The organism is Streptomyces fulvoviolaceus (genome assembly GCF_000718165.1).
Lineage (GTDB): Bacteria > Actinomycetota > Actinomycetes > Streptomycetales > Streptomycetaceae > Streptomyces > Streptomyces fulvoviolaceus.
In genome coordinates, this window is record NZ_JOEY01000035.1 from 55,935 (window position 1) to 81,323 (window position 25,389).

Consider the following 25,389-nt stretch of genomic DNA (forward strand, 5'->3'; position numbering starts at 1 on the left):
GCATTTCGGGAGGGGTGAGCTTCGCGAACCCGGCTGTACGGTCGGCTCGCACCGCACGGCTTTCGGATCCGTGCCGGAAACGCGCCGGAAAGAAAAGGCAGGTATCGGCCACATGAGGCTCCCCGTTCTCAGCGATGAGGAAATGAACCCGCGCCAGCAGGAGTTGGCCGCCCGTATCGCCGGTCGCCGTGGTGCCGTCCGTGGACCGTTCCGGGTCTGGCTGCACAGCCCCGAGATGTGCGAACGGGCCGAGTCCCTCGGCGCCTTCGCCCGCTTCGACTGCAGCCTCCCCAAGCACCTGCGCGAACTCACGCTGCTGATGGCCGCCCGGAACTGGGACGCCCAGTACTCCTGGAACGCACACGTCCACCAGGCGATCGAGGCCGGCATCCCGGAGGCCGCCGTCAAGGCCATCGCCGAGAAGCGCGAGGCGGTCTTCGAAAGCGAGGCCGACCAGGTCTTCTACCGGTTCTGCCGGGAGATCCTCGACGAGCACTTCGTCACCGACGAGACCTTCGCGGCCGCGCTGGAACACTTCGGCTCCAAGGGTCTGGTCGACACCATCGGAGCCCTCGGCAACTTCACGATGCTCGGCATGTGCCTGAACACCTTCCAGGTGGACCTGCAGGCCGACAAGGAGCCCCCGTTCCCGGACATCCGCGGCTACGGCCGGGTGACTCCCGAGGGGGATCGGCCGTGACTGCGGTCCTGCGCGTCCGGGGCGTCACCAAGAGCTTCGGCGGGGCTGCCGCGCTCAAGGGTGTGGACCTCGACCTGTACCCCGGTGAGATCCACGCGCTGATGGGCATGAACGGCGCCGGCAAGTCGACGCTGGTGCAGGTCCTTTCCGGGGTGCACCAGGCCGACGGCGGCACCGTCGAGGTCAACGGGCGGACCCACTCCGGGCTGACCGTGCGCAAGGCCCGCCGGCTCGGCATCGCCTGCGTGCCGCAGCGCCGGGAGTTGGCGATGGGGCTGACCGTCGCCGAGAACGTCATGCTCGGCGACCTGCCCACCCGGGGCCGTACGGTCCACTGGAAAGCGGTCAAGGAGGGGGCCCGCGCGGCACTTTCCGGCCTCGGCATCGAGATCGACGTGGAGCGCGTCGCCGGTTCCCTCACCGTGGCCGAACAGACCATGGTCGAGGTGGCCCGCGAGGTCCGCCGCGGCGGCCGGATCCTGATCCTCGACGAGCCGACCGCGTGTCTGAGCGCCAAGGACGCCAACCGGATTCGTTCCCTGGTGCGGACCCTGCGGGACGACGGGGTCGCCGTCGTCTACATCTCGCACTACATCGACGAGGTCATGGCCGTCGCCGACCGCCTCACCGTCCTGCGCGACGGGGCGGTGGTGACCAGCGCCCCGGCCACCGAGATGGACCCCGCCTCGCTGGTACGCAGCATGGTCGGCCGGGACGTCGTCTCGCAGCGCCCCGAGCGGCCCGCCCCGAAGGTCGAGAGCGGCCTCACCGTGCGCGGCCTGAGCCACGGCCGGGCCGTCCAGGACTTCACCGTCGAGGTACGCAAGGGCGAGATCGTCGCCGTCCTCGGACCCGCGGGGGACGCCCAGTCGCGCCTGTTCGACCTGCTCTCCGGACGGCAGCGCCCGGACGCCGGCGAGATGGTCGTCGACGCCAGGGCGGTGCCCTTCGGGCGAATCGCCGCCTCGCTCGCCAGCGGTCTGCGCTGCGTCACGGGCGACCGCCGCACCCTCGGCCTCGTTCAGGAGCTCTCGCTGGACGAGAACCTGATGCTGGCCGGCGACCGCTTCGCCCGCCGCCGACTGCACCGCCGTGGTGAACTCGCCCGCCGCGCCGCCCCGTTGCGCAGCAGCTACGGCGTCGTCGCCCTCACCGGCAACCCGCCGGTGGGCGCGCTGTCCGGCGGCAACCAGCAGAAGGTCCTGCTCGGGAAGTGGCTGGAGACCGAGCCGGTCGCCTGCTTCCTCGAGGACCCCACCAACGGGGTGGACGTCGCGGCCATGGCCGACATCCACAGCCTGGTCGACGAGCTCGCCTCGCGCGGCGTGGCCGTCCTGCTCGCCTCCTCCTCCGCCGAGGAGGTCATGCGCCTCGCCGACCGTGTCGTCGTCGTCAGCGCCGGCCGCACGGTCGCCGAACACGACATCACCGCCATCACCCGCGACGAGCTCGTCGCCACCGCACTCGGAGGTCAGCCCCAGTGAGCCTCAAGACCCCCTCCGCCGCGCAGGACGCCGTGGCCCCGCCGTCCGGGCGCACCGCATCCCGTCCCACCCTCCAGAACTTGCTGCGCATCCCGCACGGCGGCCTGATCGTGGTCCTCGTCCTGGTGGCGCTGTTCACCGCCCTCCAGGCGGACTCCTTCACCAGCTCGCAGAACCTGCTCAACGTGCTGCGGCAGATCAGCGTGACCGCCGTCATCGCGGCCGGGCTGACCCTGCTGATGACCGCCGGCGGCATGGACTTCTCGATGGGCAGCAACGCCGCCGTCACCGTGTCGGTGGGCGCGACCCTGCTGCACGACGGCCGGTCCACCCTCGTGACCGTGGTCCTCACCCTCCTGCTGGCCACCCTGATAGGCCTGGTCAACGGCCTGGTCGTGACCTACACCAGGGTCGCCCCCTTCGTCGCCACCCTCGCCTCCGCGATGCTGCTCGACGGTGTCGCCCTGCTCGTCCTCGACGGCGAGTCGATCACCATCGGCCAGCGCATGTGGGCCCTCGGCAACGACAAGGTGCTCGGCATTCCCTACCTGTGCGTCGTCGCGGTCGTCGTGCTCGCCGCGATCGGGCTGGCCATGCGGTTCACCACCTTCGGCCGGGACGCCTTCGCGATGGGCGGCAACGAGCACGTGGCCCGCCTCAGCGGCATCAACGTCTCCGGACGCAAACTCGCCCTGTACGCCCTCGCCGGCGGCCTCGCCGGTCTGGCCGGTCTGATGCTGCTGTCCCGGCTCGGTGCCGCCGCCCCCAACACAGGTGGTCTGCAACTCCAGTTGACCGCCGTCGCCGCGGTCGTCATCGGCGGCACCTCGCTGGCCGGCGGCCACGGCACCGTCGTAGGAACCGTCCTCGGCGTGGTGCTGCTCGGCGTCGTCGCCAACGCGCTCAACCTGCTGCAGGTCAACAGCTACTACCAGTTCGTCGTGACCGGCGGAGTGCTGCTCGTCGCGGCGATCATCAACGAGTTCCAGCGCAAGTCCGCGCCGGGCCATTAGCGCCGTACGCCATGCCGGGTCCCCGGCGCCGTACGCCGCGCCGGGCCGCTGCTGCCGCACGGACACCCGGCGCCCCTCGATCCTCCGCAGCCCCCAGTGCGCCCCCACATCCGCAACCTTCTCTTCAACGATGCAGGAAAGGCCCACCCATGAAGCCCACCGCCCGCTCCCGCCGCGCCGCCGCGGTCTCGCTCGCCGGCGTCGCCGCCCTGGTGCTCTCCGGATGCGGCTCCGAGTCCGACGCCGGGGGCGACGTCGACGGCTCGGTCACCCTCGGGTTCGTCAACGGTGCCAACACGCACTTCCACCAGTGTCTGCTCAAGTCCGTCGAGGAGACGGCCAAGACGGAGAAGGCGACGCTCTACTCCGCCAACTCCAAGCAGGACGCCGGTACGGAGCTGTCCAACATCGAGGACATGATCGCCCGGAACGTGGACGCGCTGATCGTCCAGACCGTCAATGTCGACGCCCTGGAAGGCGACATAGCCAAGGCCAAGAGCGCCGGCATCCCGATCTACCTCACCTCCGTCGCCACCTCGGACCTGTCGGACGTCCTGGGCGTCGCCAAGGTCGACCTGAAGCAGGCCGGCGCGCTGGACGCCGGCTGGATCGAGAAGGACGCCGCCGGCAAGGACGTGAAGGTCGGCATTGTCGCGGGCGCTCCCGGCGCAGCCTCCGACCTGCTGGTGGGCGGCTTCAAGGGAGCCCTGCCGGCGACCGCCAAGGTGGTGGCGAACCAGCCCGGCATGTTCAACCCGGCCAAGGCGCAGGACGTCGCCGAGAACATGATCCAGGCCCAGCCCGACCTGGACTACGCGTTCGTCGCCAACGAGGAGATGGCGTTCGCGGTGCGCAAGGCCTTCGACGCGGCCGGCGCCGAGGACGTCAAGATCGTGACGGTCAACGGCACCGACGAGGGCCTCGCGGCGGTCACGAGCGGCGAGTTCTCCGCCACCGTCGCGAACTCGGCGATGTCCATCGGGCAGACAGCGGTGAAGAACACGATCGGCCTGCTCAACAAGGACAAGACGGTTGACAAAATTGCCAACATTCCTCTTGTCTTGGTCACCAAGGACAACGTGAGCGAAGCACCTCAGTACTGCCCGAAGTAAAGGGCCCCACCGGGAAACGGTGCCTGCCACACCGTGTCCGAGCCGCATTTTGCACCCCCCGCTCCCGGCATGGGCCCGAGCGGGTGGGAGCCCCCGGAGGAATGAAACATGGACCGCTTGCTCCTCATGCACAGCTTCGTCACCGTCGCGCAGGTCGGCAGCTTCAGCGGAGCCGCCAAGAAGCTGGGCTCTTCCGGCTCGCTGGTGTCACGGCACGTCGCCGAACTCGAACGGCAGGTGGGCGTCCGTCTCGTCAACCGCACCGCCCGCTCGGTGAGCCTCACCGAACCGGGCCAGCGGTACGCCGAATTCGCCGCCCGCATCCTCGACGAGATCGAGGCCGAGGACGCGGGCATAGCCCATCTGCACGACCGGGCCGAAGGCACGCTGAGCATCATCTGCCCCAAATGGATAGGCAGCCTGGATCTGGGGGACGCCATCGCTGCCTTTTCCGCGGCGCATCCCAAAATTCAGGTCCGTTTCGAACTCGGCGGGATGTCCGACCGGACCTACGACTTCCTGGACAGCGGATTCGACGTCGCCTTCCACACCCGGGACCTGCGGGACTCCAGCGTCCGTCTGAAGAAGATTTCCTCGCTGCCGTTCGTCCTGTGCGCGTCGAAGGCGTACATCGACAAGCACGGCGCCCTCGCCCACCCGAACGACCTCGCCACGCACGACTGCCTCGTGCACGTGAACGACCCGGTCTGGCGTATCGGTCACGGTCACGCGAGCACCCTGCACAAGATCCGCAACATCGCCTTCTCGTCGAACTCCTACATCGCCCTGCAGAAGGCGGCCGTCCATGGCCGGGGCATCGCCCTGCTCCCACAGCGCCCGGCCTACGACGACCTCGTCTCCGGTGCCCTCCAGGTCCTGCTCCCCGACCTCGCGGTCCCCGACCGTCCCTTGTACGCGATCTACGGCCCCGGACACGACACCCCGCGCAAGGTCAGCGTGTTCCTGGACTTCCTCGCCGAGTGGTTCTCGCAGAACCCGATTCCCGCGATCCGGCCGTAGGGCCTGCCTCATTCGCAAGAAACGATTGCGCAGCTCGTAGAGCTCGGGTCATTGAGGCTCTCGTGCCCCGAAACCTACGCTCACGAGGCGACCCGGAAATGAGGAATCCATGGGAATCCAGAGAATCGAATCGGTCACCTACGGCATCGACGACCTCGGCGAATGCGTCCGGTTCTTCGGCGACTTCGGACTGTTCCTGGTGGAGAAGAGCGACGAGCACGCGGTGTTCGAGACGCTCACCGGCCAGACCCTCCACCTGGACACCGAGCCGAGCCCGTCGCTGCCGGCTCCCGTGGAGGGCGGACCCACGCTCCGCGAGGTGGTGTGGGGCGTCGACACGACCGAGGAGCTGCGGCGGCTGGTGGCCGCGGCCGGCAAGGACCGAGAGGTCCGCGAGAGCGCCGACGGCGTGCACCACACCGTGGACGAGACCGGCTTCGGCGTCGGGCTGACCCTGGCCCGGCCGAAGCCCGCGCCCGTCACCCCGCGCCTCGCCAACGCGCTGGGCAGCGTGGACCGCTGGAACACCGCCCTGGAGCCGCTGGGGCGGGCCTACCCGCTGCGCATGTGCCACGTGGCCCTCAACATCCCCAAGCCGGGCAAGGAGGAGGCCGTCGCGTTCTACACGGAGCGCCTCGGCTTCCGGCCCACCGACGTGGTCGAGCCCATGGGCGTCTTCATGCAGGCCCCGGGCGACGAGGACCAGCACACGATGCTGCTGTGCCACCGCCCCGACCGGGCCGGCGTGAACCACATCGCCTACGAGGTCCCCGGCTTCGACGACGTGATCGAGGGCGGCAACCACATGATCGAGCGGGGCTGGCGGGAGGCCCGCAGGCTCGGCCGCCACACCATCGGCTCGAACGTCTTCCGCTTCCTGCACGCCCCGTGCGGCGGCCGCGTCGAGTACGCCGCCGACATGGACCGGGTCGACGCCTCCTACGAGACCCGCGTCCACGAAACCACTCCGCCCCACCACATCTGGGCCCTGCGCACCCACCGCGACCAGGAAGCCCCGGCCCAGTCCTGACCCTGAGAGGGCACCCACCCATGACCACCGACCACGGCTACCCCGCCGTCCGCATGTACATCGCGGGCGAGTGGTGCCAGGGCGGATCCGGACAGACCGCCCCGATCGTGAACCCGGCCACCGAGGAGGTGATCGGAGCGGTGCCGCTGGCCACCCCGGCCGACCTGGACCGGGCCCTCGGCGCCGCCGAGGGAGGCTTCCGCATCTGGCGCGAGACACCGATAGCCGAGCGCACCGAGATCCTGCACACCGCCGCCGACCTCCTCACCGAGCGCGCCGTCGAGGTGGGCCGGATCATGACCCTGGAGCAGGGCAAGCCGCTCGCGGAGGCGACCGGCGAGGCCCGCCGCGTCGCCGACACCCTGCGCTGGCACATCGAGGACGCCCGCCGCGCGTACGGCCGGATCATCCCCTCGGCCCCGGGCACCGTGCTCACCGTGCGCCGCGAACCCGTAGGCCCCGTCGCCGCGTTCGTCCCCTGGAACTTCCCGGCGGGCGGCCCGATGCGGAAGATCTCCTCCGCGCTGACGGCAGGCTGCTCCATCGTCATCAAGGCCTCCGAGGAGACCCCGGCGACGGCCGCCGCCCTGGTGGCCTGCTTCGCCGACGCGGGCCTGCCCGCCGGTGTCCTGAACCTCGTCTTCGGTGAACCGGCCGAGGTCTCCGCACACCTGATCGCATCCCCGGTGATCCGCCTGATCGCCTTCACCGGCTCGGTCCCCGTGGGCAAGCTCCTCGCCGCCGAGGCCGGCAAGGTCATGAAGCCGTCCCTGATGGAACTGGGCGGCCACGCCCCGGTCATCGTGTGCGCCGACGCCGACCCCGTGCAGGCAGCCCGCAAGGCCGCTCAGGCGAAGTTCGTCAACGCAGGCCAGGTGTGCACCTCGCCGAGCCGCTTCCTCGTCCACGAGAGCCTGGTCGAGGACTTCACCGCCGAGTTCGTGCAGGCCGCCGAGGCGGTCGTCGTCGGCGACGGTCTGGAAGAGGGCACGAAGATGGGCCCCCTCGCCAACGAGCGCCGGCTCAAGGCGATGGAACGGCTCACCGCCGACGCCGTCGCCCGCGGCGCCAAGGTCCTCACCGGCGGCGAACGGCTCGACCGCCCCGGGTACTTCTTCGCGCCGACCGTCCTGACCGACGTACCCGAGGACGCGGAACTGCTGCACGAGGAGCCGTTCGGACCGCTCGCCCCCATCGTCCCGTTCACCGACCTCGACGAGGCACTCGCGACCGCGAACGCGCTGCCGTACGGCCTCGCCGCCTACGGCTTCACGCGGTCCGCCGCGACCGCCGAGAAGCTCTCGGGCGGGCTGGAGGCCGGCATCCTGTCGATCAACCACTGCGGCGGCTCCGTCCACGAGGCCCCTTCGGGCGGAGTGAAGGAGAGCGGGTACGGCCGTGAAGGCGGCCCCGAGGCCCTGGACTCCTACCTGATCACCAAGCGCGTCTCCCATCTGCTGGTGCCATGAGGTACACGCGAGTCTCGGTCGGCGGCCGGGCGGTGTGGGGCCGGGTGGGGGAGGAGGACATCGAGCTGCTGTCCGAGTCCCCGCTGGAGTGCGACCCGGACGTGATCGGCACGGTGGCGCGCGCAACTGCCGTATGGCTGCCGCCTGTTGTGCCGCCCGTGTTCTATGCGGTCGGCTACAACTACCCCCGGCACATCGCGCACGCCGGAGCCACCACGCCGGACCGCCCCGAGGTCGGCTACCGCGCCAACAACGCGCTGACCGGGCACGGTTCGCCCATCGTCAAGCCGGTCGAGGTCGAGGGCCGCTTCGAGGCCGAGCCCGAACTCGTCGCCGTCATCGGCCGTCCGGTCCGGCACGCCACGTACGAGGAGGCGCGCAAGTCCGTCTTCGGCTGGACCATCGGCAACGACGTCAGTGCCCGCACCTGGCAGCACCGGGACCGCACGTTCTGGCGCAGCAAGAACAGCGACACCTTCAAGCCGATGGGGCCCTGGATCGAGACGGACGTCGACGCGCTCGCGCAGACGACCACATTGAGGGTGAACGGCGCGGAGCGGGCCTCATTCCCCACCGGTGACATGGTCTACGACCCCTTCGACCACATCGTCGAGATCACCAGGCACATCACCCTGCACCCCGGCGACGTGCTGTGGATGGGCGCCGAGTCGACCTGCCAGATCGAGCCCGGCGACACCGTGGACGTCGAGATCAGCGGCATCGGTGTGCTGTCCAACCCCGTACAACTCGAAGGGAATCGAGCATGAGCAAGGAACCCCGCTACATCCACCACGTCAACTTCCCGACCACGGACCCGGACCGGACCGCCGAGTGGTACACGAAGGTCTTCGGGATGAAGCGGATCATGCCCAAGTCCAACACCCGTGTGGTGCTGATGACCCGCGGCAACTTCGACCTGCACTTCACCCCGGTCGAGGAGATGGAGCGCATGGCGCCCTATCACTTCGCCGTCGAGGTCGACGACTGGGACGAGTTCCTGGAGCACCTGGGGGAGCTGGGCATCCGGCACACCCGCCCGATCCAGCGCCCCGAGAACCAGTCGAAGTTCTGCTACATCCACGACCCCGACCACACCATGATCGAGCTGGTCTGGCACGGCAAGCGCCCCAACTGAGCCTATACGTACGGGAGTTCACTCATGCCCATTGCCGACTCCGACGGCACCTCCATCTACTACGAGCGCCACGGCAGCGGCCCGGCGATCCTGTTCGTGCACGGCAGCGGCGGCCACCACGCCGCCTGGTGGCAGCAAGTGGCCGCACTGCGCGACGAGTTCACGGTCGTCACGATCGATCTCCGAGGCTTCGGCAAGTCCGACTCGTCGATGCCCGAGTTCGACGGCCAGGACTTCCCCGGTGACGTCGTCGCGGTCCTCGACCAGGAGGACCTGACCGACGCGATGCTGGTGGGCCAGTCCATCGGTTCCGTCGCCGCCCTGCGCGCCGGCCTGCTGCGCCCCGAGCGCGTCGGCTCGGTCGTCCTCGGCCACTCCCTGGGCGGCATCAGCCACCCGGAACTGAAGGAGCTGGCCGCCGCCGACCGTGCCGAGGCAGTCAAACTGCCGGTCATCGACCGCCTGTTGACCAAGCAGTTCCAGCAGGACCGCGCCGATCTGACCTTCCTGTTCCAGCAGATGGGCACCTTCAACGTCGCCAAGATGCAGGACCTGCGCAACCTCGACACCAACGGGCCCTCCCTGGAGGACATCCAGAACTCGGGCGTCAAGATCGCGTTCCTGGCCGGCGAGAAGGACGCGGTGCTCAGCGTGAAGACCGTGACCCGCGCCCACGAACTGCTGCCCGGCTCGCACCTGGAGGTCGTCGAGGGCGCCCCGCACTCCATGTACTGGGAGACGCCCCAGAAGTACAACGCGGCCGTCGCCCACCTGCGCCGCACCCTCACCGCACAGAAGGAAGCCGTATGAGCAGCCTGACCCTGGACGCCGCCGAGGAGATCATCGACGCCGCCCACAAGCGCGCCCAGGCGATCGGGAAGGCGGTGAGTGTGGCCGTGGTGGACGCGGGCGGTTTCCCGATCGCCATCCGCCGCTCGGACGGGGCCCGCCCGCTGACCCCGGACATCGCCCGCGCCAAGGCCTACACCGCGGCGATCATGCAGCGCCCCGGCAAGATGCTGAAGAAGTGGCAGGAGAGCCAGCCCGTCTTCTTCTCCCAGCTCTCCCAACTCCCGGGCGCCGCCATGCCGATCATGGCCACCGAGGGCAGCGTCACCATCAAGAAGGACGGCGAGATCATCGGCGGCCTCGGCGTCGCCGGCGGCACGGCGGACGAGGACCAGCAGATCGCCGAGGAGGTCCTCCAATCCCTCGGCTACGAGCTGGAGTTCGCCGCCTGGGGCGTCGCGGGCAAGCCGGCCTCGTCCGGAAAGGACGCGTGACCCAATGGCGGATACCTTCAACTACCGCATCGACCACCACGGCAGCCTGGTCCGGCCCTCCGACCTCGCCACGATCGGCGTGCAGCAGGCGGTCGAGGACGCGGTGATCTTCCAGCGCAAGCTGCGTTCCACGGTCGTCACGGACGGCGACTTTCCGCGGGAGGACTTCCGCAGCACGGTTCTTGACGGGGTGTCAGGCTTCCGGCGTACGGACGAGGTCGATTCCGACGGCCTGGTGACCTGGGTCGCCGAGTCCCTCCCGAAGACCACCGGCCCGCTGCTCGCCGACTGGGCCGCCAAGCTCACCGATGTGACGGCGATCGCCCCGAAGGCGTCCCTGCCCTCCCCGGCATACCTCGCGGCCACCACCTTCCGGCCCGGCCTCGGTGTCTCCTCCGCCCGCGAGTTGGGCGAGGCCCTCGCGGAGATCATCCAGGCGGAGATCGAGCTGCTGGTGTCGAAGGGGGTACGCCTGGTCCAGCTCAACAACCCGCTTCTGCTGGGCCAGTTGGGTACCGACTCGGGTGTGCTGTCCTTCGAGGACGCCCTGGCGGTCGACGCCCTGGCGGTACGGCTCGACGAGCGCCCCGAGGGCGTCCGTATCGGCGTCTGCCCCGGCTGGGCGGCTCCCGCCGTGGTGGACCGGGCGGCGGTCGAGCGTCTGTACGCCGAGGTCGCGGCGGATCGCTGGATCCTGCCGTTCCACCAGGGCACCGAGGCCGAGCTCGACCTGGTCAGGGCGCTTCCGGAGGACCGGGACGTCTGCCTGGGCGTCGTCGACGCGACCGTGCCCGAACTGGAGGACATCGACACGCTCCTGGCCAGGATCGACGCGGTGGGCGAGATCAAGGACCTGGAGGACGCGGCCTTGTCACCGTCCCGGGGCTTCGCCGACGTGGCGAGCCGCCCGCTGCTGACCGCAGAGGAACAGCGCAAGAAGCTCGTACTGGTAGAGACAGTCGCCCGGTACGTCTGGGGCAACGAGTTCTAAAACCCCGCCAGGGGCGCGGGGCTGTATCGATATGCGGCTACCGCCGCGTGTGCGCGACCAGCCACACACAACCCGCGCCCCAAAAAGGAACACAAGCCCGGCAGACGCTACAGAACCTCGGCAAAAGACACGGAGCGCTCGACCAACAACGGCCACACCGTCCCGACGATCAACTCCTTGAAGTGATCGGCAACTTTGTGCGCCTCGAATCCGTCCCGATCGACGTACCGCTCGTAGAGCAGGAAACCGCCCGGCTGGTCAGCCACCCCGTGCACCTCGTACATCAGGTTGGCCGGCTCCGCACGGGTGCCCTCCCGGGCCTTCAGCAGCGCGGCACGCACGGTCCCCTCGTCGGCGGGCTCGCAGCGGTAGTGGGCGACGACGGCGTAGGACATGTCTGTATCTCCTCAGCGCTTCCGACCTCGTTCAGGCCTCCGGCCTGCTGATTCCAGCACGGATCAGGCTCGCGCCCACCCGCGCGCGGCGCAACCAATGCCTGCTGCCACGGGGCTGGTGGCACCGCCCCGACGTGGTGTGTTGTCACATTCCGCACCGTGGCCGACGAAGGAAGTGACCCGACATGCGAACTGTGGAAACCCTCTCCGGCGGGGAGTGGGTGACGTCCGGAGAGTGGATCGACGTGCACGACCCGGCCGACGTCCGCGCCCCGATCGCCCGTATCCCCGCCCTCGCCGCCAAGGACGTCACCCGCGCCTACGACCACGCCGAGCGCGGCTTCGCCGCCTGGAAGCGCACCAGCCCCTTCGAGCGGGCCCGGATCTTCACCGACGCGGCCCGGCTGATCCGTGAGCGGGTCGAGGGGATCGCCGCCGATGTCACCGCCGAGAACGGCAAGACCCTCGCCGAGGCGACCGGCGAGACCCTCAAGGCCGCCGACTTCCTGGAGTACTACGCCGGTCTCGCCCGCCAGGGCTACGGCACCCTCCTGCACGACGTACGCCCGAACCACCGCACCCACACCCAGCGCGAGCCCATCGGTGTGATCCTGGTGATCAGCCCGTGGAACGACCCGCTGATCACCCCGGCCCGCAAGCTCGCCCCGCTGCTCGCGGCCGGCAACGCGGCCGTGTTCAAGCCGGCCACCGAAACCCCGCTGTCGGGCCTGCACTTCGCCCGCGCCCTGCACGACGCGGGTCTGCCGGCCGGTGTCCTGAACGTCGTAACGGGCCGTACGGCGGAGATCGAGGAGGCCCTCCTCGACGACCCGCGGATCGTCGGCATCACCTTCACCGGCTCCAACTCCGTCGGCAACCGCATCCGCCGCCGCCTCGCCGACCGCAACGTCCGCTTCCAGGGCGAACTCGGCGGCAAGAACGCCTCCGTGGTCCTGCGCGACGCCGACCTGCCCGCCGCCGCGAAGGCCGTCGTCGCCGCCTCCTTCGGCCAGGCGGGCCAGCGCTGCACCGCCACCAGCCGCGTCATCGTCGAGCAGCCGGTGTACGAGGAGTTCGCCCGCCTGCTGGTCGCCGAGGTCGAGACGCTGAAGGTCGGCCCGGGCAGCGACCCGGTGACCACCCTGTGCCCGCTGTCCAGCCCGAAGCAGCGCGACAGCGTCCTCGCGGATGTCGACAAGGCGATCGCACAGGGCGCCACCGTCCTCGTCGGCGGCCGGGCGGACACCGAGGGCGAGCGGGCCCACGGCTGCTTCGTGCAGCCGACCGTGCTCGCCGACGTCACGCCCGAGACGGCGATCTGGCGCGAGGAGGTCTTCGGCCCGGTCCTCGCCGTCCGCGCGGTCGCCGACTTCGACGCGGCCGTCGAGGCGGTCAACGACTCCGACTTCGGCCTCGCCGCCGCCGTCTTCACCCGCGACCTGGCGAGCGCCTACCGCTTCGCCGACGAGGCCGAGTGCGGGCAGGTCGCGGTCAACACCACGACCACCGGCTGGGACGTCCACCTGCCCTTCGGCGGCTTCCGCGACTCCGGCACGGCCTACAAGGAGCAGGGCGACGAGGTCCTGCGCTTCTCCACCCGCGTCAAGACGGTCGCGATCAATCTCGGGGAGCCGGCGCGTGGCTGACGAGACCATCGGCATCGTCGGCGCCGGCATCGTGGGGCTGGCCACGGCCCGCGAGATCGCCCTGAGCCGCCCCGGCACCCGGGTCGTGGTCCTCGAGAAGGAGCGGGAGGTCTCGCTTCACCAGACCGGCCACAACTCGGGCGTCGTCCACGCCGGCATCTACTACACCCCCGGCAGCCTGAAGGCCGACCTGACGGTCCGCGGAGTGTCCCTGCTGCGCGAGTACTGCCAGGACCGCGAGCTGCCGTACAAGGAGATCGGCAAACTGGTCGTGGCCGTCCGTGAGGACGAGCTCGGCCGGATGAACAACCTCTACGAGCGGGCCAAGAACAACCACGTGCCCGACCTGAGGAAGATCTCCAAGGAGGAGATCCGCGAGCTGGAGCCGAACGCCGGCGGCGTCGCGGCCCTGCACTCCCCGCGCACCGCGATCACCGACTACCCGGCGATCGCCCGCGCCTTCGCCAAGGACGTCGTCGACTCCGGCGGCGAGGTGAAACTCGGCTTTCCGGTCACGGGCATCACCAATGTGCCCGGCGGCATCGAGGTGGCCTCGGGACAGGAACGCGTCCGGGTGGACCGGCTGATCCTCTGCGCGGGCCTGCAGTCGGACGCCGTGGCGAAGCTGGCCCAGGACAAGCAGGAGCCGCGGATCATCCCGTTCCGGGGCGAGTACATGCTGCTCAGGCCCGAGAAGACCGGCCTGGTCCGCGGCCTGATCTACCCGGTGCCGGACCCGCGTTACCCCTTCCTCGGCGTGCACTTCACCCCGCGTGTCGACGGCTCGGTGGAGGTCGGCCCCAACGCGGTCCTGGCCCTGGCCAGGGAGGGCTATACACGCGCGAAGGTCTCACCGAAGGACCTCCTGGGTCTCGCCGCCTACCCCGGCACCTGGAAGATGGCCGCCCAGCACTGGCGTACCGGAATCAGGGAGTATCGCGGCTCCTTCTCCATGGCCGCCTTCATGAAGGACGCGGGGCTCTACGTCCCGGGCGTCGGCGCCTCCGACGTGGTGCGCGGCGGTGCAGGCGTCCGCGCCCAGGCCCTGGACCGCGACGGCACCCTCGTGGACGACTTCCGCATCCATCAGGTGGGCCGGATCACCGCCGTCCGCAACGCCCCCTCGCCGGCCGCCACGGCTTCCATGGCGATCGCCGAGCACATCGTCGGTGCCGTATTCGGCAACGTCTTCGGCGACGCTTCCGCAAGCTGAGAATGCCCTGCTCATGGGGCAGTTCCGCGCAACAAGTGCTTGCGCTCCCAGGGGCTCCGCAAGGTCTCGCACCGCGCCTAGCGTTCCACCCACACCACCTCACCCCCCTCCTTCGAAGAGAAAGAGCCCAACGATGTTCGTTGTCGACACGCAGATCCACATCTGGCTGGAAGAGTCCGCGGACCGCCCCTGGGTCCCCGGCGCGCGGGAGCGCATCCGCCTCAACGGCCACCGCGAGGACCCCTTCTCCTACGAGGAGGCGCTGGAGCTGATGGACGAGGCCGGCGTCAACCGGGCGCTGATCCTGCCGCCGTCCTGGGAGGGCGACCGCATCGACTACGCCCTGGAAGCCTGTGAGGCGCACCCGGACCGCTTCGGCATCATGGCCCGCATTCCGCAGAACAAGCCCGAAGAGGGCAAGGCGATGCTGAAGGACTTCGCCCAGAACCCGCACGTGAAGGGCACCCGGCTCACCTTCCACCGGCCGATCGACCGCAACTGGATGATCGACGGCACCAACGACTGGTACTGGCCGATCGCCGAGGAGCTGCGCGTCCCGACCATGGTCCACGCCCCGATCTGGAAGCGTGAGCTCGGCGAGATCGCCGCCAAGCACCCCGAGCTGAAGATCATCATCGATCACATGGGCATCATGGCCCGCTGCGTCGACGACGCGATCGGCTACTGGGTCCAGGAGACCGCCGACCTGGCCGTCCACCCCAACATCTACGTCAAGGTCTCGGCGCTGCCGGGCTACTCGACGCAGCCCTTCCCCAACAACAACATCCAGAAGTACGTGCGCGAGATGGTCGACAAGATGGGCCCGCAGCGCTGCTTCTACGGCACCGACATCACCCGTCTCCTGGGTCACGGCATCACCTACACCGACACGATCGAGCAGTTCACCAAGCACTGGGACTTCACGCCCGAGGAGCTTGAATGGATCATGGGCCGCGGTATCTCCGAGGTCCTGAACTGGCCGATCGAGGGCTGAGGAAGCACGAGAGATGACCGACATCACCAACTCCCCGGGCGCCGACGGCGGCGAGGCTCTCGTCACCGCCTTCAACGCCGTCGGCGCCGACTACCTCTTCTGCTCGTCGGGGTCCGAGTGGGCCCCGGTGTGGGAGTCGCTGGCCCGGCGCCACCGGGACGGGCTGCCCTGCCCCGAGTACCTGGACCTGACGCACGAGACCGTCGCCGTCGGCATGGCCACCGGCTACGGCCTGGTCAGGCGCCGGCCGCAGGGCGTACTGCTGCACGCGGCCCCCGGACTGCTGCAGGGCTCGATGGCCGTGCACGGGGCGCTGCTCGCGGGCGTCCCGATGGTGGTCAGCTCCTCGGAGTCGACCACGTACGGCGACGGTCCCGGCCAGGACCCGGGCGGCCAGTGGTATCGCAACCTGTCCATCGTGGGCGGCCCGCACGGAGTGGCTCAGCCATTCACCAAGTGGTCCAATGAGGCCGCCAGTGTGCACACCCTGCCCACGATGATCGCGCGGGCGGCGGAGCTGTCCTGGCGGGCCCCGGCGGGACCGGCGTACCTGAACATCCCACTGGAGATCCTCCTGGAGGACTGGGACGGCCGCGAGGCCAAGCCCATCGTCCCGCCCGGCTCCACGCACAGCTCTCCGGAAGAAGTCGACCCGGTCGCCCAGATGATCCGCGAGGCCACCAACCCCGTGATCGTGACGGAGACGGCCGGTCGTGAGGCGGGCGGTTTCGAAGCCCTGCTTGCCTTCGCCGAGGCCTGGAACATCCCCGTCGTCGAGCCCGACTCGGCCGTCTGCGGCAACTTCCCGCGCACCCACCCGCTGCACGCCGGCAGCGACATCGGCCCTTGGATGGACGAGGCGGACCTGATCCTCCTGGTCAACTGCCGCGCCCCGTTCTACCCGCCGTCGCGCCGCCCCTCCAAGGCACAGATCGTCGTCATCGACGAGGTCCCGCAGCGCCCGCACGTCGTCTACCAAGTCCTGTTCGCGGACCGGTACTTGGAGGGCAACGTCGCCAACACCCTGCGCCAGCTGGCCAAGCGGGCGAAGGATCTCGACGAGACCGCGGTCGCTCTACGACGCACCGCACAGGAGGAGCGGCACGCCGCCGAACAGGCGACCATCGCCGATGCCGAGGCGAAGGCCTCCTCTCATGCCGAGGGCATCGACCCCGTGCTGCTCGCCGCCACCCTGCGCAAGCTGCTCGACGGCAGGGACGGCATCGTCGTAGACGAGACCATCACGCACAGCCGCGTGGTGAAGCGGCACGTCCAGACCGACGCCCCCGACTCGTACTTCTACGTGCAAGGCGGCCTCGGCCAGGGCATCGCGGTCGCGCTCGGCGTCAAACTCGCCGCCCAGGAGCGGCCGGTGGTGCTCACGATCGGCGACGGCGCGTTCGCCTACAACCCGGTCATCCAGTCGTACGACGCCTCGAAGACGTACGAACTCCCGCTGCTGATCGTGGTGTTCAACAATCGCGTCTACAAGTCGATGAACATGAACCACCGCCGTTTCTACCCCGAGGGCGCGGCCGCCGAGACGGGGGAGTGGCTCGGTACCGATCTGCACCGGCTGCCCCGACTCGCGCAGTTCGCCGAGCCGTTCGGCATGCACACCGAGACCGTCGACGCACCGGACGCGCTCGCGCCCGCCCTGGAGCGCGCCCTCAAGGCCGTGTCCGAGGGCACCACCGCCGTCGTCGACGTCCTCGTCACCCGCTGACCCAGGAGACACCCATGACCAACGCACCTTCCAAGGTCCTGGTGCCCGCAGACGACCTGCGCACCTTCTCCGCCGCCCTCCTGGAGAAGGGCGGCCTGAGCCCCGAGCACGCCCGCACCACCGCCGACGTGTTCGTCTGGGCCGCACTGCGCGGAGTCGACTCCCACGGCATCGCCCGCGTCCCCGCCTACCTGGAGCTGCTCGCCAAGGGCGTGGCCAATGCCGACGCCGAGATGAGGATCGAGTCGACCACAGCGGCCGCCGCCGTCCTGGACGCCGACCGTGCGCCCGGCCCGGTGGCGCTGTCCGCCGCCGCCGACGAGGCCGTGAACAGGGCGAAGAGCACCGGCATCGCCTCCGTCGGCGTGCGGGGCACCGTCCACACCGGTGCCATCGGCTACTACGTCTCGAAGATCGCCGAACGGGGCCTGGTCGGCCTCGGCTTCGTCGCCGGGATGCCCAACATGGGCTACACGGGCGTGCAGGGCGCGGCAGTCGCCACCAGCCCGCTCGCCATCGCCGTACCGGCCGACAACCACCCGCCGCTGCTCCTGGACATGGCCACCGCCACCATCGCGCTCGGCAAGATCCGCCAGGCCAAGGCGAGCGGCACCCCGCTGCCCGAGGGCGCGGCCGCCACCGAGGACGGCACCCCCACCACCGACCCTGCGATGGCGGTCATGCCGCTGCCGCTGGGCGGCGCCAAGGGCTCCGGCATGTCGCTCGCCTTCGAACTGCTCACCAGCGTGCTCGTCGGCGCGCCGATCTTCGCGGCCTTCCACTCGGACGACCCGAAGGGGCGCAAGCACCGTCAGAACGCGCTGCTCATCGCCGTCGACCCGGCCGCGTTCGGCGGCACCGAGGCCTTCACCGCCGGCGTCGACTCCACGCTGAGCACGCTCAAGGGCCTGCCGGTGGCCGACGGCGCCGAGGGTGTCTTCTATCCCGGCGAGCGCAGCGCCGCAGTGGCCGTCGAACGGGCCGAAAAGGGAATCCCGGTGGCACCGAAGGTCTGGCGCGACCTGACCGAGCGAGCCTTGGAGCTGGGGGTAGCGCTCCCCACCTAAGGGGCGCGGGGCTGTATCGATATGCGGCTCCGCCGCGCGGGCGCGACCAGCCCCCACCACCCGCACTCGCGATCCGGCGGCAGGCCTCGAGCTCTCAGGCGTCCCGAGGCTCCGTGGCCTGCCGCACGTGGCGTGCGATCAGGGCGTAAGTCTCCCGCGCCTTCTCGTCGTCCGTGCCGTCGTATCCGTGGTCGGCCCCGGCCACCTCGTGGTGCCCGACCAGGGACCCCGTCTTCCGCAGCCGGTCGGCGTAGCTCTCGCCCTCCGCCCGGAGCAGGTCGTTCTCGGCCGTGACGACGTAGGCCGGGGCGATGCCCGTCAGATCCGCCGTGTCGGAGGGGTGGGCGGGCGAGACCAGCCGGTCGGAGCGCAGCCGTGGGTCCGGGACGTACGACGTGTCGAAGATGTCGGCCATCCAGGGCCGGAGCATCGGCTTCGCGGTCTTGGCCCGCTTGTTCCTGGCGTCGGTCGCCAGGTCCAGCGGGGGATAGTGCAGGACCTGGAGCGCGATCGCGGGGCCGTCCTCCTCCAGGGCCTGGCGTGCCACCGCCGCCGCGAGCCCGCCGCCGGCGCTCTGCCCGCCCACGGTCAGCCGAGTGCCGTCCCAGCCGTGCTCGCCGCCATGCTCGGCGACCCAGCGGACGATCTCGTACGCCTGCTTGGGCGGGGCCGGGAACGGGTGCTGCGGGGCCACGACATAGTCCACGTTGATCACCACCACCCCCGCCTCGGCGGCGAGGAAGCGGCACAGCGGGTCGTCGATCTCCGTGACCGCCATGACGTACCCGCCGCCGTGGAAGTTGACGTGCACCGGCGGGGCCGGCTCTCCGGCGGCGGGCAGGTACACCGTCGCGCGGGCCGGGGCGATCGACGTCGGGATGGTCAACTCCCGGACGGTGCGCGGGAATTCGGGGAAGCGAGCGTGATGGGCCGCCGCGGAGCCGCGCCCGCCGGAGCGGTTCTCCGCGAGCAGGGTGGCGCGTTGCATCGTCTTGGCGGCGAAGGTGGCCACCGCGGGCCGGGCCAGGAGGGACATGCAACCGAACTTACTTGAGTCAGGCAAGAAGTTCTAGATCGTAGCTCTCAGTGTTTGGCGCGGACGCCGTCCAGGGCGATCGACAGCACCCGGTCGCGCTGGGTGTCGTCGTCGAAGGTGGTCGCGGTGATGCACATGGCCCTGCGGAGCAGGTCGGCAAACTCCATGTCCTCGCGCACTCCGCTGATCGACCTGCGCGTCATGCGGCTGCCTGCGGTGTGGACGACCAACACCGCGGCGCTTCCTTTCGGCGCGGCATGTACGCGCTCTGGTTCTTCCTGCCGGGCTTCGTGCAGATGCCCTCGTCGGCCGGGTACGGCTTCGGCGCGAGTGTGACGGCCTCCGGGCTCCTGATGCTGCCGATGCTGTGGGTTTCCTTGCACTCCGGCACGCCGAGCAGTGGCAAGTCGCCCTCGTCGCGGGCCTGTTCGGCCTCGGCATCGGGTTCGCCTTCGCCTCCATGGCCAACCTGATCGTGGGCAGCGTCCCGGCCGACCAGACCGGCGTCGCGACCGGCATGAATGCCAACATCCGCACCATTGGCGGCTCCATCGCCGCCGCCGTCACCAGCGTCGTCCTGGTCACCGGCCGGTTGCAGCCCTCGGGCCTGCCGTACGCCTTCGCCCTGCTCGCGGTGCTGTGCCTGGCGGTGGCGCCGGCGGCGTTGCTCGTACCGGTGCGACGGGTCGCCCGGCTGTCGGCCGCGCCCCTCGCCACCGGTGAGCGCCCCCGCCACCCGGGGCTGACGCCCCGCCAGTCGGACCGGCCGCGCGCGTGCGGTAGGGTTTACCTGCGCGTTCGCACGGGGCGTCCCGTGGGAGGCGCGGCCGGGACGTGGCGCAGCTTGGTAGCGCACTTGACTGGGGGTCAAGGGGTCGCAGGTTCAAATCCTGTCGTCCCGACGGTGTGAAGGGTCTTCGCAGACGAGAGTCTGTGGGGGCCCTTTTCGTATGGGTCGTTTCGGATCTTCGAGGTTGAGCATGCCGCTCATCGGCACCTTTACTCGGAGGCCGGCGAAATGCCGTTGCCGGACCTGGACAAGATCACTGCGGGGCTGTCCAAGACCTGGCTGGCTGCGGGCATCGCGAGACGCTCGCAGTCGGTGACTTTCCGCCGCGCTCCGACGACGCGGTCAGCCGACCTCGACCGCCGTGTGCAGCACGCGCTCGTGACCCACCGTGCGCACGCCGCCCCTGAGGCGAAGCGTGTCCCACAGCCGGATGTCGGTGCTTGAGGCGCCGACCATGACGGTGATCTCGCCGGGTTCGACGATGCGTCGCAGCTCCGGCCCGGTGTACGCGAGCCGGTCGGCGTGCAGTCGGAAGGTGACCTGCCGCTCCTCACCGGGAGCCAGGAAGACACGGGCGAAGCCGGTCAACTGGGTTACTGGGCGTGGGAGTTGAGCAACCGGATCGGCGGTGTAGAGCTGTACCACCTCGGCACCCGGCAAGTCGCCGGTGTTGCGCACCCGGCAGCTGATCTCGACCTCGCCGTCGGTGGGTATCTCCGCGGAGCCGAGGGACAGCTCCGTGTAGGCGAACTCCGTGTAGGACAGGCCATGGCCGAACGGGTAGGCCGGGGTCGGATCGAGGTTGCTCACTCCCTCGCTGTTGCCGCCCAGGGGGGCGTGCAGATACGTGGCGGGTTGGCCGCCCGCCGTCCGCGGGACCTGTACGGGCAGCTTGCCCGAGGGTGTGACCCGGCCGGACAGCACACCGGCCAGGGCCGGCCCGCCCTCCTCGCCGGGGAAGAACGCCTGGACCACGGCCGCGGCCCGGTCGGCGTAGACGCCGAGCGCGTAGGGGCGTCCTGAGACCACGAGCAGTACGACCGGTGTGCCAGTGGCCAGCAGCATCTCGACCAGCTCGCCCTGCACGCCTGGCAAGGCGAGGTCCTCCGCGTCACAGCCCTCGCCGGACGTCCCGAGGCCGAAGAGACCGGCGCGGTCGCCGACGACCGCGATGCAGACATCCGCCTTCCGGGCCTGCTCGACGGCCGCCTCGAAGCCGCTGCGGTCGACGTCCTTGATCGGGCAGCCCTGCTCGAACGCGATCCGCGCGGCGGGCAGTTCGGCGGCGAGTGCCTCCAGAAGCGAGAGAGTCCTGATCCCGTTGTCATAGCCCGGGTGGTGCGGAAGGACGTGATTGGGGAAGGAGTAGCAGCCGAAGAACGCGTTCGGATCGTTCGCGCCCGGGCCGATCAGGGCGATGGACGCCGTGTCCGGGGCCAGCGGCAGAACGCCTTCACGGTTGTCGAGCAACACGATGCTCTGCTCGGCGAGTTCTCGGGCGATCGCGCGGTGGGCCGGCGGGTCGAAGTCGATCGGCTCCTCGACATCGACCTCCGGTGTGAAGTCGGCGTCGAGCAGCCCGAGTTCGGCCTTCTGCCGCAGGACCCGCCGTACGGCGCGGTCGACGAGTTCCTCGGCCACGGCACCGCTGCGCACCAGTTCGGCGAGCGGTTCGCCGTAGGCGAGGGTGTCCGGCAGCTCGACGTCGATGCCGGCCTCGAGGGCTCGGGCGCCCGCCTCGCCGTCGGTGGCCGCGATCCGGTGCATCGTCCGCAGGAACGCCACCGACCAGTAGTCGGAGACGACCGTCCCCTCGAATCCCCAGTCCTCACGCAGGAGTCGGGTGAGCAGTCCGGCGTCCGCTCCGGCCGGTACGCCGTCGACGTCGGCGTACGAGTTCATCACCGAGCGCGCGCCGCCCTCGCGGAGCGCCGCCTCGAACGGCGGCAGGATGACGTCGGCGAACTCGCGCGGCCCCATGGAGACCGGGGCGTGGTTGCGGGCGCCCTTGGAGGCCGAGTAGCCGGCGAAGTGCTTGAGCGTGGCGATGATTCCGGCGCTTTCCAGGCCGCGGACGTAGGCGGTGCCGGTCGTGGCGACGAGGTACGGGTCCTCGCCGAGGGTCTCTTCGACCCGGCCCCAGCGGTAGTCGCGTACGACGTCCAGCACAGGGGAGAGGCCCTGGTGGACGCCGACGCGGCGCATGCTGCTGCCGATGGCGTGGGCCATGCGCTCGACCAGGCCGGGGGAGAAGGCGGCGGCCCACGCGAGGGCGGTGGGGAAGACGGTGGCGCGGTAGGTGGTGAAACCGGTGAGGCATTCCTCGTGGGCGATGGCCGGGATGCCCAGGCGGGTGTTGTCCATCAACTCGCGCTGCATGGAGGCGAGTCGGCGGGCACCGTCGGCCGGGTCGACGGGGCGGGTGCCGAACGGGCGGGTGAGGTGTCCCAGTCCGTTCTTGCTGGCCACGGCGAACTCGGTGTGGCGCGCGAAGACGTCCTGCATCGGCGCGACGTTGCCACTGACGCGTTCGACGCCGGGCCAGGCGCTGCCGAGCTGGGCGAGCTTCTCTTCCAGGGTCATCTCCGCGAGGAGGGCCTCGACCCTGTCGTCGCGCGGGCAGGCCGGATCGGCCCAGGGTGTGGTCATGGTGCGTCCCTTGAGCTGGCGGCGCGGTGCGCCGGGGGCGGGGTTCAGGTACGGCTCGGCGGAGGTGCCGTGGACGCCCGGATCACCAACTGGGTGGCGAGTTCCACCCGGTGGCTGTCCAAGCTCTGGCCCGCGGCGAGTCGGAGCAGGGTGCGCAGCGCGGCCCGGCCGATCTCCGCGAAGGGCTGGCGCACGGTGGTCAGGGGAGGCGCGGAGGTGGCGGCCGCCGCGGTGTCGTCGAAGCCGACGACACTGAGGTCCTCCGGAACTCGCAGTCCGTGTATCCGGGCGGCCTCGATGACGCCGAACGCCTCCAGGTCGTTGCCGGTGAAGACGGCCGTGGGTGGGTCGTCGAGGACGAACAGTTCCAGTGCGGCCTCGTAGGCAGGTTCGAAGCGGAAGGCACCACGCTTGATGAGCGCCGGATCGGGAGTGATCCCTGCGCCGGCGAGCGCGGCCTGGTAGCCGTGCAGGCGGGCGGTGTTGCACACGGCGTCGTGCCGGCCCTCGATCATGGCGATGCGGCGGTGGCCGAGCCGCAGCAGGTGTTCGGTGGCGGCCATGCCGCCGCTGAAGTTGGTGGCGCCGATGCTCGGCACGCTCTCGTCGGGCACGTTCATCGGGTCGATCAGCACCAGCGGGATGCCGTGCTGCGTGAACTGGGCGCGTTGCTTCGGGGTCAGTTCGGACGTCACCAGGATGAGGCCCTCCCGGCCGGCGTTGGCGAACTTCCGGGCCCACGTCGCGCCCAGCGGATCGTCGGGTGCCACACCGATGACCACGTCGACGCCGGCCTCGGCCGCCGCCTCGGTCACCCCCTGGGTGATCACGAGGTTGTTGGGGTTGACCAACTGGTCGAAGGTGAGGTCGATCGTGCGCACGGGGGACTGGACGCCACCCGGCCCGCGGGCCACGTAGTCGTGCTCGACGAGCAGCCGCTCGACGCGTGCCCGGGTCTCGGGCGACACGTCACTGCGGCCGTTGACCACCTTCGACACGGTGGCCACCGACACCCCGGCCGCTTCGGCGATACCGGTCAGCGTGGTCCGGCTCCGCTCGACGGCTCTCTTCGCCATGCTGGTCCTTTCGAAGGCTTACGGGGAAGTTAGCGCAAGCTTTCGCGCTGGTCCAGCGGCTGTTTCGTACCGAATATTAATCGCCCGGACACCTTGACCCGGTCGAAAGCGGCACCTACTTTGTCGGCCATGAAACGCAGAGGTTTCGAAAACTTTCGAGCCGCGAAGCGTGTTCGAGCCTCTGGAGAGCTAAGGAGCTCACGATGGCCACGAGAATCCCCACCCGCATCATGGTCACCGCCGGCGCGGCGGCCCTCGTCCTGACGGTATCGGCCTGCGGCAGCAGCGGTCGCACCAGCGGTGGCGGCTCCGGTGACGGCACCCTGGCGTGGGCTCTGACCCAGGGCTCCGAGGCCACGTTCCGCGCCTCCGCCACGGAGTGGAACAAGGCCCACCCGGACACCAAGATCAACTACCAGTACTTCCAGAACGACCCCTACAAGCAGAAGCTGCGCACGGCCGTCGGCGCCGGCAACGGCCCGGTGCTGTTCGAGAACTGGGGCGGCGGCGCGCTCGCCGATTACGTCGAGGCCGGCAAGGTCGCCGACCTCACGCCCGACCTGGACAAGAACCCGGAGTGGAAGAACCGCATCTTCCCGTCGGTGCTGAAGTCCGCCACGGTCGACGGCAAGGTCTACGGCGTCCCGGTCAACGGTGTGCAGCCGGTGGTCATCTACTACAACAAGGAGTTGTTCCAGAAGGCCGGCGCCGAGCCGCCGAAGACCTGGGACGACCTGCTCGCCCTCGTGAAGAAGTTCAAGGCCGAGGGCATCGCCCCCCTCTCCATGGGCGGCGCCTCCAAGTGGCCCGACCTGATGTGGCTGGAGTACCTCGTCGACCGCGTCGGCGGACCCGAGACCTTCGCGAACATCGCCGCCGGGAAGAAGGGTGCCTGGTCCGACCCGGCCGTCCTCGAGGCCGCCGAGATGATCAAGCAGCTGGTGGACGCGGGCGGCTTCGCCAAGGGATTCACCTCCGTCTCCGCCGACACCGGCCAGGCCGAGGCCCAGCTGTACACCGGCAAGGCCGCGATGATCCTGCAGGGCAGCTGGGCGTACGGCACCATGGCCACCGGCTCGCCGAAGTTCGTCTCCGCGGGAAAGCTCGGCTGGACCGGCTTCCCGGCCGTCGAGGGCGGCAAGGGCGACGCGAGCAACATCGTCGGCAACACCGCCAACTTCTTCTCCGTCTCCGCGCAGGCGAGCGCCAAGGAGAAGAAGACCGCCGTGTCGTACCTCAAGGACGGCGTCTACAACGACACCTACATCGACAACCTCCTCAAGAACGGCGACGTCCCGCCGGTCAAGGACCTGGACGCCAAGCTCAAGGCCTCGGCCAACGCGGACTGGACCACGTATGTGTACAACCTGACCCGCGACGCGAAGAACTTCCAGCTCTCCTGGGACCAGGCGCTCAGCCCCGCACTCGGCAACGAACTGCTCACCCGTCTCGACCAGCTCTTCCTCGGCGAGATCAGCCCGCAGGAGTTCGCCGCCGCGATGGACACAGCGGCGGCGAAGTGACACTGACCAGCGCCTCCAAGGCGCCACCCCGCACCCG

At 69.9% G+C, this 25,389-nt stretch carries 22 protein-coding genes, 1 tRNA gene and 2 pseudogenes; 20 read left to right on the top strand and 5 right to left on the bottom strand.

The window, feature by feature from the left end:
- Positions 1 to 142: 142 nt before the first annotated feature.
- The 12 genes from IG08_RS0133685 to IG08_RS0133740 all read left to right on the top strand — a co-directional run bounded on the left by IG08_RS0133685 (position 143) and on the right by IG08_RS0133740 (position 11,237).
- Positions 143 to 700, top strand: coding sequence for a carboxymuconolactone decarboxylase family protein (locus IG08_RS0133685; protein ID WP_078655847.1), 558 nt, complete (start codon positions 143 to 145; stop codon positions 698 to 700).
- On the top strand, positions 697 to 2,184 hold the full coding sequence (locus IG08_RS0133690; protein ID WP_043455898.1) for a sugar ABC transporter ATP-binding protein: 1,488 nt from the start codon (positions 697 to 699) through the stop codon (positions 2,182 to 2,184). Before IG08_RS0133685 ends, IG08_RS0133690 begins: the two co-directional genes overlap by 4 nt.
- On the top strand, positions 2,181 to 3,197 hold the full coding sequence (locus IG08_RS0133695; protein ID WP_030611401.1) for an ABC transporter permease: 1,017 nt from the start codon (positions 2,181 to 2,183) through the stop codon (positions 3,195 to 3,197). The genes IG08_RS0133690 and IG08_RS0133695 overlap by 4 nt, the downstream gene beginning before the upstream one ends.
- Positions 3,198 to 3,346: 149 nt before the next feature.
- Complete coding sequence (locus IG08_RS0133700; RefSeq protein WP_030611404.1) at positions 3,347 to 4,309, top strand: sugar ABC transporter substrate-binding protein; 963 nt, start codon at positions 3,347 to 3,349, stop codon at positions 4,307 to 4,309.
- Positions 4,310 to 4,417: 108 nt separating this feature from the next.
- The gene (locus tag IG08_RS0133705) at positions 4,418 to 5,329 is read left to right on the top strand and encodes a LysR family transcriptional regulator (protein WP_030611418.1); all 912 of its coding nucleotides are present in this window, start codon (positions 4,418 to 4,420) and stop codon (positions 5,327 to 5,329) included.
- Between the two features lie 109 nt (positions 5,330 to 5,438).
- Positions 5,439 to 6,359, top strand: coding sequence for a VOC family protein (locus IG08_RS0133710; RefSeq protein ID WP_030611421.1), 921 nt, complete (start codon positions 5,439 to 5,441; stop codon positions 6,357 to 6,359).
- Between the two features lie 20 nt (positions 6,360 to 6,379).
- Positions 6,380 to 7,828, top strand: a complete 1,449-nt coding sequence (locus IG08_RS0133715; protein ID WP_030611424.1) for an NAD-dependent succinate-semialdehyde dehydrogenase — start codon at positions 6,380 to 6,382, stop codon at positions 7,826 to 7,828.
- On the top strand, positions 7,825 to 8,595 hold the full coding sequence (locus tag IG08_RS0133720) for a fumarylacetoacetate hydrolase family protein (RefSeq protein ID WP_030611426.1): 771 nt from the start codon (positions 7,825 to 7,827) through the stop codon (positions 8,593 to 8,595). Before IG08_RS0133715 ends, IG08_RS0133720 begins: the two co-directional genes overlap by 4 nt.
- Entirely contained in the window at positions 8,592 to 8,963 is a 372-nt protein-coding gene (locus IG08_RS0133725; protein ID WP_030611429.1) for a VOC family protein, read from the top strand. The genes IG08_RS0133720 and IG08_RS0133725 overlap by 4 nt, the downstream gene beginning before the upstream one ends.
- A 24-nt stretch (positions 8,964 to 8,987) precedes the next feature.
- Entirely contained in the window at positions 8,988 to 9,773 is a 786-nt protein-coding gene (locus tag IG08_RS0133730; protein WP_030611432.1) for an alpha/beta fold hydrolase, read from the top strand.
- Positions 9,770 to 10,246, top strand: a complete 477-nt coding sequence (locus IG08_RS0133735; protein WP_030611434.1) for a GlcG/HbpS family heme-binding protein — start codon at positions 9,770 to 9,772, stop codon at positions 10,244 to 10,246. The genes IG08_RS0133730 and IG08_RS0133735 overlap by 4 nt, the downstream gene beginning before the upstream one ends.
- Before the next feature lie 4 nt (positions 10,247 to 10,250).
- Entirely contained in the window at positions 10,251 to 11,237 is a 987-nt protein-coding gene (locus IG08_RS0133740) for a uroporphyrinogen decarboxylase/cobalamine-independent methonine synthase family protein (protein ID WP_030611436.1), read from the top strand.
- A 107-nt stretch (positions 11,238 to 11,344) separates the two neighbouring features.
- On the opposite strand, the gene IG08_RS0133745 is transcribed toward IG08_RS0133740, so the two are convergent.
- Complete coding sequence (locus tag IG08_RS0133745; protein WP_030611438.1) at positions 11,345 to 11,632, bottom strand: putative quinol monooxygenase; 288 nt, start codon at positions 11,630 to 11,632, stop codon at positions 11,345 to 11,347.
- A gap of 185 nt (positions 11,633 to 11,817) precedes the next feature.
- Between IG08_RS0133745 and IG08_RS0133750 the strand changes: the two genes are divergently transcribed.
- The 5 genes from IG08_RS0133750 to IG08_RS0133770 all read left to right on the top strand — a co-directional run bounded on the left by IG08_RS0133750 (position 11,818) and on the right by IG08_RS0133770 (position 18,278).
- On the top strand, positions 11,818 to 13,278 hold the full coding sequence (locus IG08_RS0133750) for an aldehyde dehydrogenase family protein (RefSeq protein ID WP_030611440.1): 1,461 nt from the start codon (positions 11,818 to 11,820) through the stop codon (positions 13,276 to 13,278).
- Complete coding sequence (gene lhgO / locus IG08_RS0133755) at positions 13,271 to 14,491, top strand: L-2-hydroxyglutarate oxidase (protein ID WP_030611442.1); 1,221 nt, start codon at positions 13,271 to 13,273, stop codon at positions 14,489 to 14,491. Before IG08_RS0133750 ends, lhgO begins: the two co-directional genes overlap by 8 nt.
- A 133-nt stretch (positions 14,492 to 14,624) precedes the next feature.
- Positions 14,625 to 15,485, top strand: coding sequence for an amidohydrolase family protein (locus IG08_RS0133760; protein WP_030611444.1), 861 nt, complete (start codon positions 14,625 to 14,627; stop codon positions 15,483 to 15,485).
- A gap of 13 nt (positions 15,486 to 15,498) precedes the next feature.
- The gene (locus IG08_RS0133765; RefSeq protein ID WP_030611447.1) at positions 15,499 to 17,211 is read left to right on the top strand and encodes a thiamine pyrophosphate-dependent enzyme; all 1,713 of its coding nucleotides are present in this window, start codon (positions 15,499 to 15,501) and stop codon (positions 17,209 to 17,211) included.
- Between the two features lie 14 nt (positions 17,212 to 17,225).
- Complete coding sequence (locus tag IG08_RS0133770; RefSeq protein WP_030611450.1) at positions 17,226 to 18,278, top strand: Ldh family oxidoreductase; 1,053 nt, start codon at positions 17,226 to 17,228, stop codon at positions 18,276 to 18,278.
- 94 nt (positions 18,279 to 18,372) lie between these two features.
- Here the strand turns inward: IG08_RS0133770 and IG08_RS0133775 are convergent, their stop codons facing one another.
- Both IG08_RS0133775 and IG08_RS54665 read right to left on the bottom strand, forming a co-directional pair.
- Entirely contained in the window at positions 18,373 to 19,314 is a 942-nt protein-coding gene (locus IG08_RS0133775; protein WP_030611454.1) for an alpha/beta hydrolase fold domain-containing protein, read from the bottom strand.
- Positions 19,315 to 19,361: 47 nt separating this feature from the next.
- Positions 19,362 to 19,490: pseudogene (locus IG08_RS54665) on the bottom strand (TetR/AcrR family transcriptional regulator); the annotation flags it as partial.
- Between IG08_RS54665 and IG08_RS61685 the strand changes: the two are divergent.
- Positions 19,486 to 20,023: pseudogene (locus IG08_RS61685) on the top strand (MFS transporter); the annotation flags it as partial. The pseudogenes IG08_RS54665 and IG08_RS61685 overlap by 5 nt on opposite strands.
- A 119-nt stretch (positions 20,024 to 20,142) precedes the next feature.
- Positions 20,143 to 20,216, top strand: a tRNA-Pro gene (locus IG08_RS0133785).
- Between the two features lie 230 nt (positions 20,217 to 20,446).
- Here IG08_RS0133785 and IG08_RS0133790 read toward each other — a convergent pair.
- Entirely contained in the window at positions 20,447 to 22,753 is a 2,307-nt protein-coding gene (locus tag IG08_RS0133790; RefSeq protein WP_030611460.1) for a beta-xylosidase/alpha-l-arabinosidase, read from the bottom strand.
- 44 nt (positions 22,754 to 22,797) lie between these two features.
- Entirely contained in the window at positions 22,798 to 23,829 is a 1,032-nt protein-coding gene (locus tag IG08_RS0133795; protein ID WP_030611461.1) for a LacI family DNA-binding transcriptional regulator, read from the bottom strand.
- A gap of 203 nt (positions 23,830 to 24,032) precedes the next feature.
- On the opposite strand from IG08_RS0133795, the gene IG08_RS0133800 reads away from it, so the two are divergent.
- Complete coding sequence (locus IG08_RS0133800) at positions 24,033 to 25,352, top strand: extracellular solute-binding protein (RefSeq protein ID WP_030611464.1); 1,320 nt, start codon at positions 24,033 to 24,035, stop codon at positions 25,350 to 25,352.
- Positions 25,353 to 25,389 lie beyond the last annotated feature (37 nt).

Excerpts from the sequence above, each read along its gene's own strand:
- IG08_RS0133685 (WP_078655847.1), top strand. The coding sequence starts at position 143 with ATGAACCCGCGCCAGCAGGAGTTGGCCGCCCGTATCGCCGGTCGCCGT.
- IG08_RS0133700 (WP_030611404.1), top strand. The coding sequence starts at position 3,347 with ATGAAGCCCACCGCCCGCTCCCGCCGCGCCGCCGCGGTCTCGCTCGCC.
- IG08_RS0133705 (WP_030611418.1), top strand. The coding sequence starts at position 4,418 with ATGGACCGCTTGCTCCTCATGCACAGCTTCGTCACCGTCGCGCAGGTC.
- IG08_RS0133710 (WP_030611421.1), top strand. The coding sequence starts at position 5,439 with ATGGGAATCCAGAGAATCGAATCGGTCACCTACGGCATCGACGACCTC.
- IG08_RS0133715 (WP_030611424.1), top strand. The coding sequence starts at position 6,380 with ATGACCACCGACCACGGCTACCCCGCCGTCCGCATGTACATCGCGGGC.
- IG08_RS0133720 (WP_030611426.1), top strand. The coding sequence starts at position 7,825 with ATGAGGTACACGCGAGTCTCGGTCGGCGGCCGGGCGGTGTGGGGCCGG.
- IG08_RS0133725 (WP_030611429.1), top strand. The coding sequence starts at position 8,592 with ATGAGCAAGGAACCCCGCTACATCCACCACGTCAACTTCCCGACCACG.
- IG08_RS0133730 (WP_030611432.1), top strand. The coding sequence starts at position 8,988 with ATGCCCATTGCCGACTCCGACGGCACCTCCATCTACTACGAGCGCCAC.
- IG08_RS0133735 (WP_030611434.1), top strand. The coding sequence starts at position 9,770 with ATGAGCAGCCTGACCCTGGACGCCGCCGAGGAGATCATCGACGCCGCC.
- IG08_RS0133740 (WP_030611436.1), top strand. The coding sequence starts at position 10,251 with ATGGCGGATACCTTCAACTACCGCATCGACCACCACGGCAGCCTGGTC.
- IG08_RS0133745 (WP_030611438.1), bottom strand. The coding sequence starts at position 11,632 with ATGTCCTACGCCGTCGTCGCCCACTACCGCTGCGAGCCCGCCGACGAG.
- IG08_RS0133750 (WP_030611440.1), top strand. The coding sequence starts at position 11,818 with ATGCGAACTGTGGAAACCCTCTCCGGCGGGGAGTGGGTGACGTCCGGA.
- IG08_RS0133760 (WP_030611444.1), top strand. The coding sequence starts at position 14,625 with ATGTTCGTTGTCGACACGCAGATCCACATCTGGCTGGAAGAGTCCGCG.
- IG08_RS0133765 (WP_030611447.1), top strand. The coding sequence starts at position 15,499 with ATGACCGACATCACCAACTCCCCGGGCGCCGACGGCGGCGAGGCTCTC.
- IG08_RS0133770 (WP_030611450.1), top strand. The coding sequence starts at position 17,226 with ATGACCAACGCACCTTCCAAGGTCCTGGTGCCCGCAGACGACCTGCGC.
- IG08_RS0133775 (WP_030611454.1), bottom strand. The coding sequence starts at position 19,314 with ATGTCCCTCCTGGCCCGGCCCGCGGTGGCCACCTTCGCCGCCAAGACG.
- IG08_RS0133790 (WP_030611460.1), bottom strand. The coding sequence starts at position 22,753 with ATGACCACACCCTGGGCCGATCCGGCCTGCCCGCGCGACGACAGGGTC.
- IG08_RS0133795 (WP_030611461.1), bottom strand. The coding sequence starts at position 23,829 with ATGGCGAAGAGAGCCGTCGAGCGGAGCCGGACCACGCTGACCGGTATC.
- IG08_RS0133800 (WP_030611464.1), top strand. The coding sequence starts at position 24,033 with ATGGCCACGAGAATCCCCACCCGCATCATGGTCACCGCCGGCGCGGCG.